This window comes from Winogradskyella ursingii, from assembly GCF_013403975.1.
Lineage (GTDB): Bacteria > Bacteroidota > Bacteroidia > Flavobacteriales > Flavobacteriaceae > Winogradskyella > Winogradskyella ursingii.
In genome coordinates this window covers 736,921-754,247 of sequence record NZ_JABFDH010000001.1, presented here as the reverse complement: position 1 = coordinate 754,247, position 17,327 = coordinate 736,921, and the positions used below count along the sequence as shown (strand labels likewise).

At 34.1% G+C, this 17,327-nt stretch carries 21 protein-coding genes; 14 read left to right on the top strand and 7 right to left on the bottom strand.

What is annotated here, in order from left to right; genetic code table 11:
* Positions 1–40: 40 nt before the first annotated feature.
* Entirely contained in the window at positions 41–487 is a 447-nt protein-coding gene (locus HM983_RS03445) for a response regulator (RefSeq protein WP_179343994.1), read from the bottom strand.
* 15 nt (positions 488–502) lie between these two features.
* Positions 503–1,063 carry a helix-turn-helix domain-containing protein gene (locus HM983_RS03440; protein ID WP_179343993.1) on the bottom strand — a complete coding sequence of 187 codons (561 nt, stop codon included), beginning with the start codon at positions 1,061–1,063 and terminating at the stop codon, positions 503–505.
* A 226-nt stretch (positions 1,064–1,289) separates the two neighbouring features.
* Here HM983_RS03440 and HM983_RS03435 point away from each other — a divergent pair, with 226 nt between their 5' ends.
* The 8 genes from HM983_RS03435 to HM983_RS03400 all read left to right on the top strand — a co-directional run bounded on the left by HM983_RS03435 (position 1,290) and on the right by HM983_RS03400 (position 6,397).
* Positions 1,290–2,204, top strand: coding sequence for a helix-turn-helix transcriptional regulator (locus HM983_RS03435; protein ID WP_179343992.1), 915 nt, complete (start codon positions 1,290–1,292; stop codon positions 2,202–2,204).
* A gap of 327 nt (positions 2,205–2,531) precedes the next feature.
* Entirely contained in the window at positions 2,532–3,563 is a 1,032-nt protein-coding gene (locus HM983_RS03430) for a helix-turn-helix domain-containing protein (protein WP_179343991.1), read from the top strand.
* A gap of 86 nt (positions 3,564–3,649) precedes the next feature.
* Entirely contained in the window at positions 3,650–4,111 is a 462-nt protein-coding gene (gene msrB / locus HM983_RS03425; protein ID WP_179343990.1) for a peptide-methionine (R)-S-oxide reductase MsrB, read from the top strand.
* On the top strand, positions 4,101–4,655 hold the full coding sequence (msrA, locus tag HM983_RS03420) for a peptide-methionine (S)-S-oxide reductase MsrA (RefSeq protein WP_179343989.1): 555 nt from the start codon (positions 4,101–4,103) through the stop codon (positions 4,653–4,655). Before msrB ends, msrA begins: the two co-directional genes overlap by 11 nt.
* Before the next feature lie 8 nt (positions 4,656–4,663).
* A complete protein-coding gene (locus HM983_RS03415) occupies positions 4,664–4,921 on the top strand; it encodes a peptide methionine sulfoxide reductase (RefSeq protein ID WP_179343988.1) in 258 nt (85 codons plus the stop codon).
* Entirely contained in the window at positions 4,911–5,405 is a 495-nt protein-coding gene (locus tag HM983_RS03410) for a peptide-methionine (S)-S-oxide reductase (protein ID WP_179343987.1), read from the top strand. Before HM983_RS03415 ends, HM983_RS03410 begins: the two co-directional genes overlap by 11 nt.
* A 2-nt stretch (positions 5,406–5,407) precedes the next feature.
* The gene (locus HM983_RS03405) at positions 5,408–5,650 is read left to right on the top strand and encodes a DUF7672 family protein (RefSeq protein WP_179343986.1); all 243 of its coding nucleotides are present in this window, start codon (positions 5,408–5,410) and stop codon (positions 5,648–5,650) included.
* Positions 5,651–5,668: 18 nt separating this feature from the next.
* Positions 5,669–6,397: a nitroreductase family protein gene (locus HM983_RS03400; RefSeq protein ID WP_179343985.1), complete on the top strand. Its 729-nt coding sequence runs from the start codon at positions 5,669–5,671 to the stop codon at positions 6,395–6,397.
* Between the two features lie 510 nt (positions 6,398–6,907).
* On the opposite strand, the gene HM983_RS03395 is transcribed toward HM983_RS03400, so the two are convergent.
* The 5 genes from HM983_RS03395 to HM983_RS03375 all read right to left on the bottom strand — a co-directional run bounded on the left by HM983_RS03395 (position 6,908) and on the right by HM983_RS03375 (position 11,058).
* Entirely contained in the window at positions 6,908–8,881 is a 1,974-nt protein-coding gene (locus HM983_RS03395; RefSeq protein WP_179343984.1) for a protein-disulfide reductase DsbD family protein, read from the bottom strand.
* Positions 8,882–9,000: 119 nt separating this feature from the next.
* Positions 9,001–9,411: a rhodanese-like domain-containing protein gene (locus tag HM983_RS03390; protein ID WP_179343983.1), complete on the bottom strand. Its 411-nt coding sequence runs from the start codon at positions 9,409–9,411 to the stop codon at positions 9,001–9,003.
* An 18-nt stretch (positions 9,412–9,429) separates the two neighbouring features.
* Positions 9,430–9,744 (bottom strand): rhodanese-like domain-containing protein, encoded by a 315-nt coding sequence (locus tag HM983_RS03385; protein WP_179343982.1) that lies wholly within the window; start codon positions 9,742–9,744, stop codon positions 9,430–9,432.
* Positions 9,745–9,887: 143 nt separating this feature from the next.
* Positions 9,888–10,505 carry a thioredoxin family protein gene (locus HM983_RS03380; RefSeq protein ID WP_179343981.1) on the bottom strand — a complete coding sequence of 206 codons (618 nt, stop codon included), beginning with the start codon at positions 10,503–10,505 and terminating at the stop codon, positions 9,888–9,890.
* A gap of 7 nt (positions 10,506–10,512) precedes the next feature.
* Positions 10,513–11,058 carry a TlpA family protein disulfide reductase gene (locus tag HM983_RS03375; RefSeq protein ID WP_179343980.1) on the bottom strand — a complete coding sequence of 182 codons (546 nt, stop codon included), beginning with the start codon at positions 11,056–11,058 and terminating at the stop codon, positions 10,513–10,515.
* A 347-nt stretch (positions 11,059–11,405) separates the two neighbouring features.
* On the opposite strand from HM983_RS03375, the gene HM983_RS03370 reads away from it, so the two are divergent.
* The 6 genes from HM983_RS03370 (at position 11,406) to trpB (ending at position 17,319) form a co-directional block, all read left to right on the top strand.
* The gene (locus HM983_RS03370; protein WP_179343979.1) at positions 11,406–12,806 is read left to right on the top strand and encodes an anthranilate synthase component I family protein; all 1,401 of its coding nucleotides are present in this window, start codon (positions 11,406–11,408) and stop codon (positions 12,804–12,806) included.
* 1 nt (position 12,807) lies between these two features.
* On the top strand, positions 12,808–13,374 hold the full coding sequence (locus HM983_RS03365; RefSeq protein ID WP_179343978.1) for an anthranilate synthase component II: 567 nt from the start codon (positions 12,808–12,810) through the stop codon (positions 13,372–13,374).
* A gap of 149 nt (positions 13,375–13,523) precedes the next feature.
* Positions 13,524–14,519 (top strand): anthranilate phosphoribosyltransferase, encoded by a 996-nt coding sequence (gene trpD / locus HM983_RS03360; RefSeq protein WP_179343977.1) that lies wholly within the window; start codon positions 13,524–13,526, stop codon positions 14,517–14,519.
* Between the two features lie 104 nt (positions 14,520–14,623).
* Complete coding sequence (gene trpC / locus HM983_RS03355; protein ID WP_179343976.1) at positions 14,624–15,409, top strand: indole-3-glycerol phosphate synthase TrpC; 786 nt, start codon at positions 14,624–14,626, stop codon at positions 15,407–15,409.
* Positions 15,406–16,071 carry a phosphoribosylanthranilate isomerase gene (locus HM983_RS03350; protein ID WP_179343975.1) on the top strand — a complete coding sequence of 222 codons (666 nt, stop codon included), beginning with the start codon at positions 15,406–15,408 and terminating at the stop codon, positions 16,069–16,071. Before trpC ends, HM983_RS03350 begins: the two co-directional genes overlap by 4 nt.
* A 60-nt stretch (positions 16,072–16,131) precedes the next feature.
* Positions 16,132–17,319 (top strand): tryptophan synthase subunit beta, encoded by a 1,188-nt coding sequence (gene trpB, locus HM983_RS03345; RefSeq protein ID WP_179343974.1) that lies wholly within the window; start codon positions 16,132–16,134, stop codon positions 17,317–17,319.
* Positions 17,320–17,327 lie beyond the last annotated feature (8 nt).

Genomic DNA, 17,327 nt, shown 5'->3' with positions numbered 1-17,327 from the left:
GCAATACAGATTTTACAATTATTATATGGTCTGATATTAACTAAAACCTAAACAAAAAGTTATCACGATTTAAGATGGATGTCTGGTATTGCCAATCTAAAGTCAATACTTTCTTAAGGACAGTCTTAAGCGTTTCGTAATCAGAAGGCTTGTTGATATAAATATTGGCACCTTCTAAAAAAGTCTTTTCAATATCTTTTTCAGATGATGATGTAGAGTAAATAATTACTGTAATAGGGCCTAGACCTGGATTTTTTTTAATTTCCCTAAGACACTCAAACCCGTCCATTGCAGGCATATTTAAATCTAAAAATAAAATATTGGGCAGTATTGTATCTTCTTGACGTAAATACTCCGTGAGTTCCACACCGTTTTTAAACATCTTTAGTGATGTATTTACCCCAATTTGAGAAATAGCTAGTTTAAAAATTTCTCTGTCATCATCATCGTCATCGGCAAGGACGATATTCAACTTTTCAAATGCCATAGATTGCTTAAATAATTATTGATTGGTTGTATTATTTTTTAGTTTTTTCTTTAATTCTTTAAAGGAGGAAGGACTAAAACCTGTGTGCTTTTTAAACTGCTTTGACAAGTGAGCTACGCTACTATAATTGAGCTTGTAAGCGATTTGAGTAAGGCTTAAGTTTTGCTCCATTAAAAGTTCCTTGACGTAATCTATTTTTTGAAGAATCACGTACTTTTCCAAAGACATATAAGTAACCTCAGAAAAAACTCTGGATAAGTAATTGTACGAATAGGGCAGTTTACCTTCTATATAATCCGATACGACTATTTTAGCAGATGTGGCATCCTGCCTGATCAGCTCCGTTATTAAGGCTTTTATTTTTTCTACAATAATCATGTTCTGGTCATTCACGATTTTCATCCCAGAATTATTGAGTATATGTTGCAATTGCTTTTTCTCCTTTTCATTTAAAGTTTGCATGATTTCAACCTCACCAAATGAGCTCAAGTTATAGTTTACACCTAACTCATCTAGTTTATGAGACAACAGATCCTTACAAATTTTTTCAATATCAAATTTTACGTGTAGCCTCATTCAGTTCTATCAGGTTGGTTGGTCTAAAGTTATACAATTTAATGTTGAAATTGTATAAAGATTTATGGTCAATTTATAGCTAACTTTCTTTTTTCTAAACTACTAAATTTCCTCCAGACTTAAAGAAACCTAAATATAGTTAAAAAATTAACATTACAACCCCTACATTTTCGCTCTTAAAGCGAAGTATTGGGCTGTACTAATTACAAATAAAAAGAATAACCATATGAGGTTGAATTTTGTAAATACCACCAAAAAAAATCATATCCCAATACAATCTCACGAGATTGATAGCAGTAGACTTTTGGACTGCAATACCAGCTTGGGCTTATTTAAACTCTCCACTCAAGATATTGAGCATAGAGAATTTAAGAAGGTAGTTAACGAAGCTAATGTTCATTTCTTTTTTCCATTACAAAAAAGTTTTAAAGTTTTGGTAGATGATGAATTTCGTGATGAAATCGTCTGCCCACCAAACGTTACAACAATCATTGTTAAAAACGGAAAGGAGATATCCTACGATTTATATGAAGATTCTGAACTTATATATTTTGGAATGGCTAAGAACAAATTAAAAAATTTAGCAATAAAAAATCATCCATATAATAGTAAGAACAATCAAAATTTAGGGTTTAAAAACAGCTTGTATACTCAACTCACTTCAGACTCGAGCAGAATAGAGCAAATTGCCCAAAAGCTCGAACTTAAGAATGACAAATTAGAACGAGTGAAAGATTTGGCTAAAACTTATAAGGAAGAGCTTAAATATATTTTCTTAAACCATTTTTTTAATCTGAATCAAATTACCGTTCTCAAATCCAAGGAATTAGACCTAATTAAAAAATTGCCTGAGATAATAAAATCCCAAAGAAAAAGACCTCTGACCATTGGTTGTCTGTGCCGCAATCTTGATTTATCAATTGAAAAATTGAAATTAGGCACCGAAAAGGTTTTTAAGAGTAGTCCTGATCATTTAATTGACACTATTAAACTAGAACAGATTGTAAAGGAATATAAAATCCGCAAAAAAAACCTTGCAGAGGTTATTTACCAAAATGGAGTTCTATCAAGAAAGGAGTTCTATCGAACTTTTGAAGAGCACTTCGGTGCAAAACCTTACACTTATTTCAAAATTCAATAATAAGTTTCAATAAACAAAAATTGAATTACACCATACTTTAGTTAGAGCATGGTGAAATAAATAAATTACTAATTTACAATAAGTTACACCGCATAGTATAACATTAGTTAATAATTGTATAATAGCTAAAGCTATGTTTAAATCTAAATTGCATACATAAAAAACATATATAATGATAACACGAAACGTCAATCAAAAACCAATTCTCAATTCCAGAGTCGGTAGAATTATATCTCTCAAGGAGAAAGGTAAGTCTCAAAAGACTAGTAATACAAAAAAGTAATGACTAGCCTATAGAATTAATAGCAAACTTAAAAAACTCAACCAATGATCACCCTCAACACCAACTCCCAAAACCTGGACACCTTTTTTAGAACTTTTTCAAAAAAAATAGAAGGGAATTTTAGTCGAAAAATTAATGACTATTCCTTTTCGTTCAATAATAAGATTGGAAATGGCACAATCAACGGTACTGCGTTAAATGGAAGCTATATTTACATTGAATACGATGTAAATTTTAATCAAGATGTAAGATTGGGTAAAAAAATGGTCAATCCCAATCACATTTATTTCATTTATAGTTTAAAGGGTGTTTTAAGTTACGAAGATTCCCAAAAACAGATAAAAAACGACATCAGGGAATTTAGAACTTGTATCTATGCTTCTGAAACAAGCTCAAAAGCCATGCTAACCTTTAAAAAAGGTGTGCAATACAAAGTTGCTATTATAACAGTCATGAAAAACGATGGCCCTAAACTTACACACGCCATTAATAATAGAGTATTCGATTATTTTAAAAACAGATCTAATACAAATTCTTTTTCTCATATTGGATCATTTAATTTAAGAATTGCTGAAAAAATCGAAAGGCTCAACAAGATTAAAACGGATACCATTGAAAACACCTTGTTATTTCAAGGTAACTTGCAAATCATCCTCAGTCTACAACTTAAACAATATAAAGAGGATTTAGATTTTCAGAAAAACAAAACAGGCTCATTAACCATAAGAGAAATAAAATGCGTTAGAGCTTTGAGCCAACAAATTAAAGAGAATCCAGAATTACCTAAAACTATTAAGGAAATGTGTCAAGAAAGTGGACTTTCGCCTTGTAAACTTCAAGAGGCATTTAAACTTCTTTACCAAAAAACCGCTAATGATTTTATTAGAAATGAGCGCCTAAAAATGGCAGAAAAGCTCATTAGTAAAAATGAATTAAATATCTCTGAAGTGGTTTATACAATTGGACTTTCTAGCAGAAGCTACTTCTCTAGGATCTTTAAGGAAAAGTATGGACTTACTCCCAAAAGTTATCAAGACACCTTTACAGTAAATGATAGCGTAGAAATGGCTTCCTAAAGTATCCGTTTAACGTCTAGGGATTCTTAACGTGATTTTAACTGCGAAATCGTCTATTTCTATTAATTTTAAGCAAAAAACTATTTATGCTCACTTGGAAAAATATTATAGACTTTGCAGTAAACGGCAATCCTAAACCAGACAGACGTGTCGAAAAGAGCGATGCCGAATGGAAATCGCAACTCACACCAGAACAATATAGAATCACCAGACAAAAAGGTACGGAAAGACCACATAGTGGCGAACTCTGCACCGCATACGAAGCTGGCAAATACAACTGTATTTGTTGCGATACACCATTGTTTGACTCCACCATAAAATTTAGTTCAGGAACAGGATGGCCTAGCTTTACTCAACCCATTGAAAAAAATGCCATCAAATACGAAAAAGACTCTTCTCTAGGAATGGTTAGGGTCGAAGTAATGTGCAATACTTGCGATGCCCACTTAGGTCATGTATTTCCTGATGGTCCAGAACCAAGTGGACTGCGTTACTGTGTCAATTCAGAATCATTAACCTTACAAAAAGAGCGTGTCGATGGCAGGTAAAAATCTTCAAACAGCAACCGTAGGAGGCGGATGTTTTTGGTGCACTGAAGCGGTTTTTGAAGCCGTTGCTGGTGTCGAAAATGTGGTTTCCGGTTACACAGCTGGAGATGCACCAGGAAGACCCACTTATCGTGAGGTTTGCTCCGGACTATCGGGTTTTGCTGAAGTGGTAAAAGTGACTTTTGATGCTAATGTGATAAGTTATGAAGATATTTTAATCATTTTCATGACCACTCATGACCCAACTTCGTTGAACAAACAAGGTGCCGACAGAGGAACACAGTACCGTTCCGTAATCTACTATCATAATGAGAAGCAAAAAGAAATTGCCGAAGCAGTTTTTGAAGGCTTGAAGCCATATTACGATAAACCAATCGTCACTGAACTTTCTAAATCAGAAATATTTTATGAGGCGGAAAAAGAGCATCAGGACTTTTACAAAAACAATCCCAATTTTGGTTATTGTAGTTTTGTGATAGATCCAAAATTAGCCAAATTGCGTAAACTACATTCAGATAAGCTGAAAAACGGCCAGGTACATTAGCGTATTTTATGCTCTTAAAAACCATACAAGAATTTCCAATCGGTTACTCTAAAGTTTCTTATAAACATAAAACATATGGAGTTACCCGTACAGATTTTAATAATGGTAGTAGTATAAAAATTTATGCAGAAGAACTTGGTGGTACTGATTTTATTAGTTTAAATTATTATATCACTTCCAGGCAAGAATTGCTCAAACCCTGCGAAATGCCAATAGATAAAATCATTCATTTTTTAAAGAACCATAGTGCCGCACATGAAGACTAAAATCGCTTTAGGAGGTGGATGCCATTGGTGTACGGAAGCAGTTTTTCAATCTCTATATGGGGTTGATCGTGTGGAACAAGGTTATATTGCTTCAATTGGAGAACACCAAACTTTTTCTGAAGCTGTAATCGTTCATTTTAATACCGAAATAATTTCTCTTAAAAGTCTTATAGAAATTCATTTATTAACCCATAACAGTACCTCTAACCATTCTATGCGAAAGAAATACCGCTCTGCTGTTTATGCTTTTTCCAAAGAACAAAAGGCGGAATGTGAGAGATTGCTAGGGAATTTCCAACGCGATTACAATGACCAATTGATCACAAAAGTCTTAACGTTTTCAAAATTTAGAGCGTCTCGTGAAGACATTCAGAATTATTATTTAAAAGATCCCGAGAAGCCCTTTTGCAAATCCTTTATATCACCAAAACTTGAAAAACTAAAGGATTTACATGCTGAGAAATTGAAAGTAAAAACAACTTAATTATGCTTAAAATTTACATCATAGGTTTAGCTATTTTAATTATTGCCATAATTGCCAATGGCATCGTCGTAAAACTAGGACTAAAGTCTTGGTACGATTTTATTGAATTACTTTCGGCACACGGCAGTTCCGCTTTTACCAAAATAAATATCATAGATTATCTCTGGCTCTTTATCGGCTACCCTTTGGTTTTAGGATTGGGCTATCTGATGGGTAACAAAGTTTTTCAACTTATCTTCGATTAAATCTATCTTAAATTTGATATGGAAAAAACAGTATCGGAAGCCATTGCCTATAGACGTTCAACAAGAATTTACAAAGATGAATCTATAGACACAGCAAAGGTTAAACAATGTATCTATAACGCTTCACTAGCTCCGACCAGCAGTAATTTACAACTTTGGGAATTTTATCACATTACGGATAAAGCTATTTTAACAAAACTGTCAGACGCTTGCTTGGATCAAAATGCAGCAAAGACCGCAAAACAATTGGTGGTAATCGTGACTCGAAAGGATCTTTGGAAAAAACGGACCAAGGCAAATTTGGATTTTCTGAATAGAGTCTATGACAAACCCAATTTGAGTGATAACGAATTGAAACGAAAAAAGATGGCAACGAGCTATTACAGTAAACTTATTCCTACTATCTATACTGATTTTCTTGGAATTTTAGGTTATTTAAAATATATCGTTTTTCAGATTATTGGTTTGTTCCAACCCATATACAGACAGGTCCGGTTGAGCGATATGCGTATTGTGGCCCACAAAAGTGCTGGGCTCGCTGCTGAAAATTTTATGATAAGCATGGCTGCTATAGGTTACGATACGTGCCCTATGGAAGGTAGTGATACATTGAGAGTAAAAAAGATCTTAAACTTGCCGAGTGGTGCAGAAATCAATATGGTAATTAGTTGTGGCATTCGTGATGAAAAAGGAATTTACGGACCAAGATTTAGAATTCCGTTTGAAGATGTATATTTTATAAGATAACACATTTAAAAAAACATAACCGTCTAATATTGATTTATTATTACTTATAAGATATGTAATTTATCATAATTGTACAACTTCAGACCTTAATTGTATAAGGGATTATCTCATGAGCTTAACTAGCTTTGTTTCTGATAGTTACATAACGCTCATAAACAAGCAAGTAATTATTTAATATTATAACTTGACCCGTTTTCTAACCAAATTAATCCTACATTATTATGAAAAAGATTTTAGATTTTGCCCTCGTCATATACTTAATCGTTTGGTGCTCTAGTGTAATCATTTTTGATGACTATCAACTTATCAACATAATTTTTCTAACCATAAGTATAGCTTCCTTAATGTTGGTTTTGTTATTTAAATCTAGAAAAAGAGAGACAAACTTATCTGATGAAAAAATCGGGTAGAGCAAGAATAACAATTATTAGAATATTGTGATTACTTCTAGTCTCAAATAACTAATTCTATATTATTTTTGAATGATAAAGATTCTCAAATAACAGAATTCTATTTTTTATTAAAATTCTCCAATCCAGTTTTAAGCCATTCAAAATAAGCGTCTTCATTTGGCTCGTAGGCGTTAGTGGCATTCAATAATTCCAAATTATGATTTAACAAGGCATAATAAGGTTGAGAATTATTCTTAAAATTAATGGTCTGTAAGGTTGCCCATTTATCGCCAATGGTTTCTATATTTTTAACAGTTCCGTTTGGTCTTAAATATTGAAATTGATTGGACTCTTCCAGCTCTTTTTTATCATCCACGTAAAGTGAAATGATCACATATTCGTCAGACAAAATATTGTAAACTTCTGAGGTACTCCACACCTGCTCCTCCATCTTACGGCAATTAACGCATGCCCAACCCGTAAAGTCCAATAATATCGGCTTGTTCTGTCTTTTGGCGGCTGCGATACCTTTATCCAAATCCTTGTAGCAATTTAAGTCCAATGGACACTCGGAAGACTTGTCGTATAAACTATAAAACATTGGTGGCGGGAAGCCACTTAACAATTTTCGGTTCGCATGTTTTGTATTGCTCAATCCTGGAATAAGGTAAATAATGAAACCAATCACCAAAAGCCCAGTTATTGCTCGACCGTAAGTAATTTGGTTTAATGGACCATCATGTGGAAATTTGATTTTCCCAAATAAATACAAGGCCAAGGCTACGCCAATGATGATCCAAAGTCCTATAAATACTTCACGTTTTAAAATTCCCCAATGCTCTACCAAATCGGCATTGGACAAGAATTTTAATGCTAATGCCAACTCAATAAACCCGAGAACAACCTTTACAGTATTTAACCAACCTCCAGATTTTGGCAATGTATTTAACCATTTAGGAAACATAGCAAATAATGTAAATGGCAATGCTAATGCCAAGCCAAAACCACTCATACCCATGGTGAGTTGCATAGCACCACCATCTGCCGTAAGTGAACTACCCAGTAAGGTTCCCAATATTGGTCCCGTACATGAAAACGATACGATAGCCAATGTTAATGCCATAAAAAATACACCAATAAATCCACCGATTTTATTGGCTTTACTATCCATGGCGGCACTCCAAGATTGTGGTAATGTCAATTCAAAATAACCGAAAAATGAAAAAGCAAAAACTATAAAAATGATGAAGAAAATTATGTTTAGGGTGACATTGGTTGAAATATTATTTAAAATTCCAGGGTCCAATGAATCTAACAAATGAAACGGCAAACTCAATAATGCGTAGATTAAGAAGATGAAAAAACCATACAAAATAGAATTGAATAATCCTTTTTTAGGATCATTGGCACTTTTGGTGAAGAACGACACCGTGAGAGGAATCATTGGAAAAACGCATGGCGTTAATAACGCAATTAGTCCGCCTAAAAAGCCAAGTAAAAAAATGTTCAGATTACTTTGTTCTTCTACAGTTTGCTTTTCATAATTATCCCATCCTGTGACGTTTAGATTAAGTGCTTTTGACAACTCTTTGCTTCTCTCGTCGATTGTGGCCCTTTCTTTTTCAACATTAGTTCCATCAAGAGATATATTGAAGGTAAAATCGCCAGGAATACACTTTTCATTATCGCAGGTCTGGTATTCTACATAAACTTCAATTTGTTTTAATTCGGAATTTAAAAGCTCTATTTTTTGAGTAAATACTGCCTCATTTTTAAATTTAATGACTTCTTCTTCAAAAATCTCATCAAATACTGGTGCCTCATCAGGCTCTGAAGTTTCGCCTGTTAGTATATAGTTGTTTTCTTGATTTCGGAATTCAAATACCGTTGTTGGAGCAAAGCCGCCTGTACTTTTTTGAGAATAAATGTACCAGCCTTTTTCAATATTGGCTGTAAAAATTAAATTGTATTCTGTTTCTGAAATTTTGTCAACTGATGATTCCCATTTTACAGGTTCTAATATTTGAGAAAAAAGGTTGATCGAAAAACCAAAAGTGAAGAGGCAAAATAGGAGTGCTTTCTTAATCGTCATAAATACAAGGATTGAAACGCAAATGTAATGGATGCAGTTTTATTAACCTTATACGGACTAATTATTTTATAATAACCTTAAGAATTAAAAAAAAACCGAACATGTAGCTCGGTTATTATTTATGACTTTCTTTCAAGCTTTATTTTATCTGAGTGCTGCCATTTTGAAATTCCTCCTTCTAAATCATAGATTTTTTTAAAACCAGCATCTTTAAGTTTTTTTGCACATTTGGCACTTCTACCGCCTGACTTACAATACAAAATCACTGGCTTTTTTTTATCCAGTTTTTCTACATCTTCATCAAATGTAGGAGAATTAAAATCTATATTCTGTGCATTGGGTATATGTATTTCTGCATATTCTTCGGCTGTCCTAACATCAACCAACTGCACATCTTCTAATTCTAAAATGGTTTCCATTTCTTCAGCAGTAACTACTTTTACTTCTGCAGTGTTACTCCGATCATTTGTACAGCTCCAGGCTAAACAAATACTTAATAAAAGCAAACCAATAAGACCAAAATTTTTCATAATAACTGCTTTTTAAAATTATTGCTTCACCACTTTACCTTGCCATTCGTTCATTCCACCCTGTAAATTATAGGCATTTTCAAATCCCAACTGATTCATCAATGCGCAGGCTTGTCCGCTACGATTTCCAGATCTGCAATACACATAATAGTTTTTACTTTTATCGAGCTTTTCTATTTCATCAATAAAACCTTGGCCCTTGTAAATATCTATATGTTTGGCATTTGGAATGATACCCTCATCAACTTCTTCTTGCGTTCTAACATCTAAAATTGTAGAATTATTGTCTGCCTCGAGTTGTTCTTTCCAATCTTGTTGTGATAAATCTGCCATATTGAGCTTTAAATTAAGGAGCAAAATTAACATTTCTTTATGATATAGACGAAAAAAAATCCGAAGCGTTACACTTCGGATTAATATTTAACATTTCATCCCAAATTAATTTGAGATTTAAAACTCCTTTAGTTATTAAAAATCTAGCTTTTAACCTTTATAGAACAACCAATAGCACGAGTTTCTTTAGTTTCTATTTCTTCGTTATTTAATAGTGCATCAACAGCATCAGCGGTGTAAGTTTCTTTAACAGCAGATGCATCTTTATAATTATCGTCAATTGCACCAATGTATTTCACTTCATTACCTTTTCTGGTTTTCTGTAGCACATAAACATGTGGAGTTTTTGTGGCACCATATTGCGGATAGATTTTTTGTCCGTCGTCCATCAAATAAGGGAATGTAAATCCTTTTGCTTTAGCTCTAGCCTTCATCGCTTCCATATTGTCACCTGGTTTTACATCGGGATCATTTGGCATAATCGCAATAACAGGATACCCTTTTGGGGCGTAGGTTTTGTTCAGTGCTTCAATTCTATCTTCGTATGCTACTGCATAAGGGCATGTGTTGCAGGTAAAAATTACAATAAAACCTTTCGCATCAGTATAGTCCGAAAGGGAGACTTTATTACCATCAATATTCATTAGGTTAAAATCTGTTGCCAAATCACCTACTTCATACCCATTATCTTCAGTTGTGGTTGAGAAAGCAGACAGCGTCAATACCAACACCATTACTCCCAATAATTTTAAGTTTTTCATAATTATTTTATTTTAAAAATTGTTTAAGCTCGGTTTCTAATTCTTCTTGTGTAAAAGATTTTTCATAAAATTTTCTTTGATCTCCCTTGTAAATAATAGTAGCAGGAATTGCACCGGACCAATCGTTATTAATTGCTGGAATCCATCGATTTTGATCTACATCATCAAAAGCAACAACTTGAGATTGTAAATCATGCTTCTCTAAAAAAGGCACTAATTTAGAACCGTAATTTTTAGGAAAGTCTAAACTGACTAAAAGTACCTCAAGCTCATCATCGTCATATTTTTTATTAATTGCCTCAAAATAAGGTAATTCTTTTACACATGGCGCACACCACGTAGCCCAAAAATTAACTACGTGCACCTTATCGTCCTCTTTATTTATCAATGGCTCTAGACCATCGTAATCATAAATAGTAAAAGGGTAATTAACCGGAGTTTTTTCGTCAGATGATATAATTTCACTCTTAGTTTCAACAGTTGCCGTTTCAGTCTTTTCATTTTTACATGAAAAAACCGACGCTACAAAAAGCATAAGTAATATCTGTTTCATTTTATAAAGTTATTAATGTAACTGAAGTGAAATAAATAATTAACAAAAAATTAAATCAAATATTTGAATAAGCAAATTATCATTTCTATATTTGACACTTACAAAATGAAAACAAATACAAATCATACTTGGTGGTGGAATTTCTCAAACTCATGTTCGTGAAATAATCCTTGGTATGTTAAATTATATAAGAAAAAGGCTTGTCAATCACGACAAGCCTTTTTTAATTTGTCCAAAACAGAAAAAAAAAAAAAAAAAAAAGAAAAAAAAAAAAAAAAAAAAATAAAAAAAAAAAAAAAAAAAAAAAAAAAAAAAAAAAAAAAAAAACTGAAATTAATTCAGCATAAATGAAACAATACAGCTTAAAAACCCATTATAAAAAAATACTCGCAGACACGATTACACCAGTGAGCATTTATCTAAAGATTAGGGATAAATTTCCTAATAGTATACTCTTAGAAAGTAGCGATTACCATGCTAATGACAACAGCTTTTCTTACATCTGCTGCAATCCAATTGCGTCTATAAAAGTTGAAAATGAAATCATTCACCAGACGTTTCCCGATGGTAGTTCTAAAACAGATAGTGCAACATCGACTAACGTTGTTGAAGAAATCCACAAATTTACGCAAAGGTTTAAAGTGGATAATGTGGGTGATTTTAAATTCATCAATAACGGTATTTTTGGATATACAGCTTACGATGCCGTTAAATATTTTGAAGATATAGAGATTTCAAAAAAGGATGGTTCTGTAACCATACCAGATGTGTTTTACGCTGTTTATCAGAACATAATAGCTATTGATCATTTTAAAAATGAAGCTTATATTTTCGCACATTGTTTTGAGGCTGACAATAATATTGATGAGCTTCTACAGCTCATTCAGAATAGACAATATGCGTCGTACAATTTTAAATCCAAAGGTGAAATTGATTCAAATCTCACGGACCAAGAGTACAAGAATCACGTAAAACTTGCTAAAAAGCATTGTGGCCGAGGTGATGTATTTCAATTAGTTTTATCCAAACGGTTTTCGCAAGAGTTTAGTGGTGACGAGTTTAATGTTTACAGAGCTTTACGCAGTATTAATCCCTCCCCTTACCTTTTCTATTTCGATTATGGCAATTTCAAAATTTTTGGGAGTTCGCCAGAAGCACAACTTGTGGTGAGTGATGGCAAAGCCGAAATTCATCCCATTGCAGGCACATTTAAAAGAAGTGGGAACGACTTAAAAGATGCAGAGTTGGCCGAAGCACTCATTAAAGATGACAAAGAAAACAGCGAACATGTGATGCTGGTAGATTTGGCTAGAAATGATTTAAGCAGACACGGTGGTAATGTTACAGTAGAAAATTATCGTGAGGTACAATTCTTTTCTCACGTCATTCATTTAGTCAGTAAGGTAACAGGTAAAATCCACAAAAATACCGATACCATGCAAGTTGTGGCAGACACTTTTCCTGCAGGCACATTAAGTGGTGCACCAAAACATATGGCTATGCAGCTCATTGAAAAATATGAAAAAACAAGTCGAGGCTATTATGGCGGAGCTATTGGTTTTATGGATTTTAAAGGTAATTTTAACCACGCCATAATGATTAGAACTTTTTTAAGCAAAAACCACAAACTATTCTGGCAAGCAGGAGCCGGATTAGTAGCAAAATCTAACGCTGAAAGCGAATTACAAGAAGTCTATAACAAGCTAGGAGCGTTGACGAAAGCGATCGAATTAGCTAAAGATATTTAATATGAAGAAAATATTAGTAATAGATAATTACGACAGTTTTACTTATAATTTAGTACACTATTTAGAAGACCTCAATTGCGAAGTAACTGTAAAACGTAACGATAAACTTTCCATTGAAGAAGTTGATGCGTTTGATAAAATAGTTTTGTCGCCAGGTCCAGGAATTCCTGATGAAGCCGGAATATTAAAAGATATCATAAAAACCTACGCAGCAACTAAAAGTATATTAGGAGTCTGCTTGGGTCAGCAAGCTATTGGTGAGGTTTTTGGAGGAAAAATTGAAAATCTAAATACAGTTTATCACGGTGTTGCAACAATAGTAACACGTTCTGTTGAAGATGAGGTGCTATTTAAAAATATCGACAAAACTTTTGAAGTTGGGAGATACCATTCTTGGGTAGTGAGTACCATTTTGCCCGAAAGCTTAGAAGCCACCTCGTTCGATGAAAACGGACAAATAATGTCCTTAAGACATAAAATTTATGACGTGAAAGGCGTCCAGTTTCATCCCGAATCGGTTTTGACACCAGATGGGAAAAAGATATTAGAAAATTGGGTGAATCAGTGAAGCCCATCCTGAATCCTTCCCAAAGGGAAGGACTTTTAGCAACGTATAACCACAACAGTTCTCTTTCCTTAGGAAAGAATTAGAGAAAGAACTTTTTTAAATTAATAACCAATACAGTTCCCTTTCCTCAGGAAAGGGTTAGGGATAGGATGAAAGAAATATTAAACAGACTTATTAATCAAGAAAGTATTAGCAGCGACGAAGCAAAAACCGTCCTTGTAAACATTTCAGCAGGTCAATACAACCAAAATCAGATTGCATCATTCCTAACAGTTTATATGATGCGAAGCATAACTATTGAAGAATTACGAGGTTTTAGGGATGCACTATTAGAACTATGTATTCCAGTCCATTTTAAAGGCTATAACAGTATTGATTTATGTGGTACTGGAGGTGATGGCAAGGATACTTTCAACATTTCTACATTGTCTTCATTTGTCACAGCTGGCGCCGGAGTTAACGTTACAAAGCATGGTAATTACGGTGTTTCATCGGCTTGTGGCTCTTCTAATGTCATGGAATATTTAGGCATCAAATTCACCAACAATAAAGACTTTTTAAAACGAAGCTTGGACGAGACAGGAATCTGTGTTTTACACGCACCACTCTTTCATCCGGCTATGAAAAATGTAGCACCAATACGAAAAGAACTTGGCGTAAAAACATTCTTTAATATGCTCGGTCCTATGGTAAATCCAGCCTTTCCAGAAAACCAAATGGTCGGAGTTTTCAATTTAGAGTTACTAAGGCTTTACGGCTATCTCTATCAAGAAACAGATAAAAATTATGCTGTGGTACATGCATTAGATGGTTACGACGAAATTTCTTTGACAGGAAAAACAAAAGTCATCTCAAACAAATCTGAAACGCTTTTTGAGCCAGAAGATTTAGGAATCAATCAAATTGACGCTTCTGCAATCTCAGGAGGTAACACTGTTAAGAATGCAGCTGACATATTTAAAAAAATTATAGAAGGCAGAGGAACTGAAGCACAAACAAATGTAGTCTGTGCAAATGCAGGATTGGCAATTGCCACAGTAAAGCAAATTCCACATCAAGAGGGTTTTGAGTTGGCAAAAGAATCTTTGATGAGTGGAAAAGCAAAAAAGAGTTTGGATAAATTGATTGAGTTAAGCAGCGCATAATGTCATCCTGAACCGTTGCACTTAGCGTAGTCGAAGTGCTGATTCAGGATCTCATAAAATAGAATAATCATTTTAAAAGATTCCCGTTTTCAAGGGAAGTGAGCATGAACATACTAGATAAAATAACAGCAGATAAAAGAAAAGAAGTCGATTTACGCAAATCACTAATACCTATTAAGCAATTAGAAAATTCTGTGCTGTTTCAAAGAAACACTTTTTCATTAACTGAAAAACTTAGAAATAGCAATACCGGAATTATTGCTGAACATAAACGACGCTCACCTTCAAAATCTGAAATCAATCAAAATTTAAATGTACAAGATGTAGCTCAAGGTTACGAAAATGCCGGAGTTTGTGGAATGTCCGTTTTAACAGACAGTAAATATTTTGGTGGTTCACTAGACGATTTAATCTTAGCAAGGGCAAGTTGCAATATGCCACTATTAAGAAAAGAATTTATAATTGATGAATATCAAATTTTAGAGGCTAAAGCATACGGAGCAGATGTTATTTTATTGATCGCGGCAATTTTATCTAAGGCTGAAATCAAGCAATTTTCAGAATTCGCGAAGCGTCTAGAATTAGATGTTTTACTAGAAGTTCACAATGAAGAAGAACTGAATAAATCCATTATGCCATCTTTGGATATGCTTGGTGTAAACAATAGAAATTTAAAAACTTTTGAAGTTAGTTTAGAAACTTCCAAACAACTCAGCCAGTATATTCCAAATGACTTTGTCAAAGTTTCAGAAAGTGGGATCAGCTCTGTGGAAGCTATAAAAGAATTACAACCTTACGGCTACAAAGGCTTTTTGATTGGAGAAAACTTTATGAAAACGGATAATCCTGGCACAAATGCAACAGAATTTATAAATAGACTGGAGTCATGAAATTAAAGGTCTGCGGAATGAAACTTAATACGGCTGAAGTGGCAAAACTTCAACCAGACTACTTGGGCTTTATATTCTATAAACAATCATCTCGTTTTTTTGAAGGAAAAATTCCGGAATTACCAAAATCAATTAAAAAAGTTGGTGTTTTTGTCGATCATAAAATTATAGATATAGTACACAAAATTATAGAGTACAAATTAGATGTTATTCAACTTCATGGATCGGAAAGTCCATCATATTGCAAAGCTATCAAAGAAGCAGATTTCGGATATGGTGATCAGCACATTTACAAAAAACACGATTTCAAAATCATAAAAGTATTTTCGATTAAAGACGACTTTGATTTTACCATATTGAGCGACTATGAGGATGTTTGCGATTACTTTTTATTCGATACAAAAGGTAAGTTACCTGGCGGCAATGGCTACACTTTTAATTGGGAGGTACTAAAAGATTATCCATCCACTAAACCCTATTTTCTTAGCGGCGGCATTGGTTTGGCAGAAACTGAAAGCATTAAAGAATTTCTAAATAAACCCGAATCAAAATACTGTTACGCCATCGATGTGAACAGTATGTTTGAAATCAAAGCAGGATTAAAAAACATTGATGAATTAAAGAAATTTAAAGATACTATTTGTTATGACGAACGTATTTGAGACATCTCGACCTTAGAGATTTCTCAATTACTTCTTTCATTCCAGAATGACCAAAAAACTATGAAAAAAACATTCAACATCAACGAAAAAGGCTACTACGGAGAGTTTGGAGGCGCATACATCCCAGAAATGCTTTATCCAAATGTAGAAGAGCTACGGCAGAATTATCTTAAAATCATGGCAGATGCATCATTTCAAGAGGAATTTCATGCTTTATTAAAAGATTATGTGGGCAGACCATCACCACTCTATTTTGCCAAACGCCTTTCAGAAAAGTATAACACTAAAATTTATCTTAAGAGAGAAGACCTCAATCATACAGGTGCGCATAAAGTCAACAATACTATAGGGCAGATTCTTATGGCACAACGGCTGGGCAAAACTAGAGTCATTGCAGAAACCGGAGCTGGTCAACATGGTGTAGCTACGGCTACCGTATGTGCACTAATGGGAATTGAATGCATCGTCTACATGGGAGAAATTGATATTGCACGTCAAGCACCAAACGTAGCACGCATGAAAATGCTCGGAGCCAAGGTCGTACCAGCAACTTCAGGTAGTAAAACGCTCAAAGACGCAACTAACGAAGCCATACGCGATTGGATCAATAATCCCGTTGACACGCACTACATTATTGGTAGTGTGGTTGGACCGCATCCTTATCCAGATATGGTAGCTCGATTTCAGGCTGTGGTTTCAGAAGAAATTAAAAAGCAACTCTTAGAAAAAGAAGGTACAGAAAATCCTAATTACCTAATCGCCTGTGTTGGTGGTGGCAGTAATGCCGCTGGCACCTATTATCATTATTTGGATAATGAAGATGTCAAGATAATTGCGGTTGAAGCTGCCGGAAAAGGTGTCGATTCTGGAGAAAGCGCTGCCACTTCCGTTTTAGGAAAAGAAGGCATTATCCATGGTAGTAAAACATTATTAATGCAGACTAAAGACGGACAAATTACGGAGCCCTATTCTATTTCGGCAGGACTCGACTATCCTGGTGTTGGACCCATGCATGCACATCTATATAAGACCAAACGTGCAGAATTTATTGCTATAACAGATGATGGTGCCATGAAGGCAGGAATGCAACTTTCAAAATTAGAAGGTATAATTCCTGCCATAGAAACCTCTCATGCTTTGGCTATTTTTGAGCACAAAACATTTGAGCCAAATGATATTGTTGTTGTGAATTTATCTGGCCGTGGCGATAAGGATTTACAAAATTATATTGAGTATTTTAATTTATAACATCATTT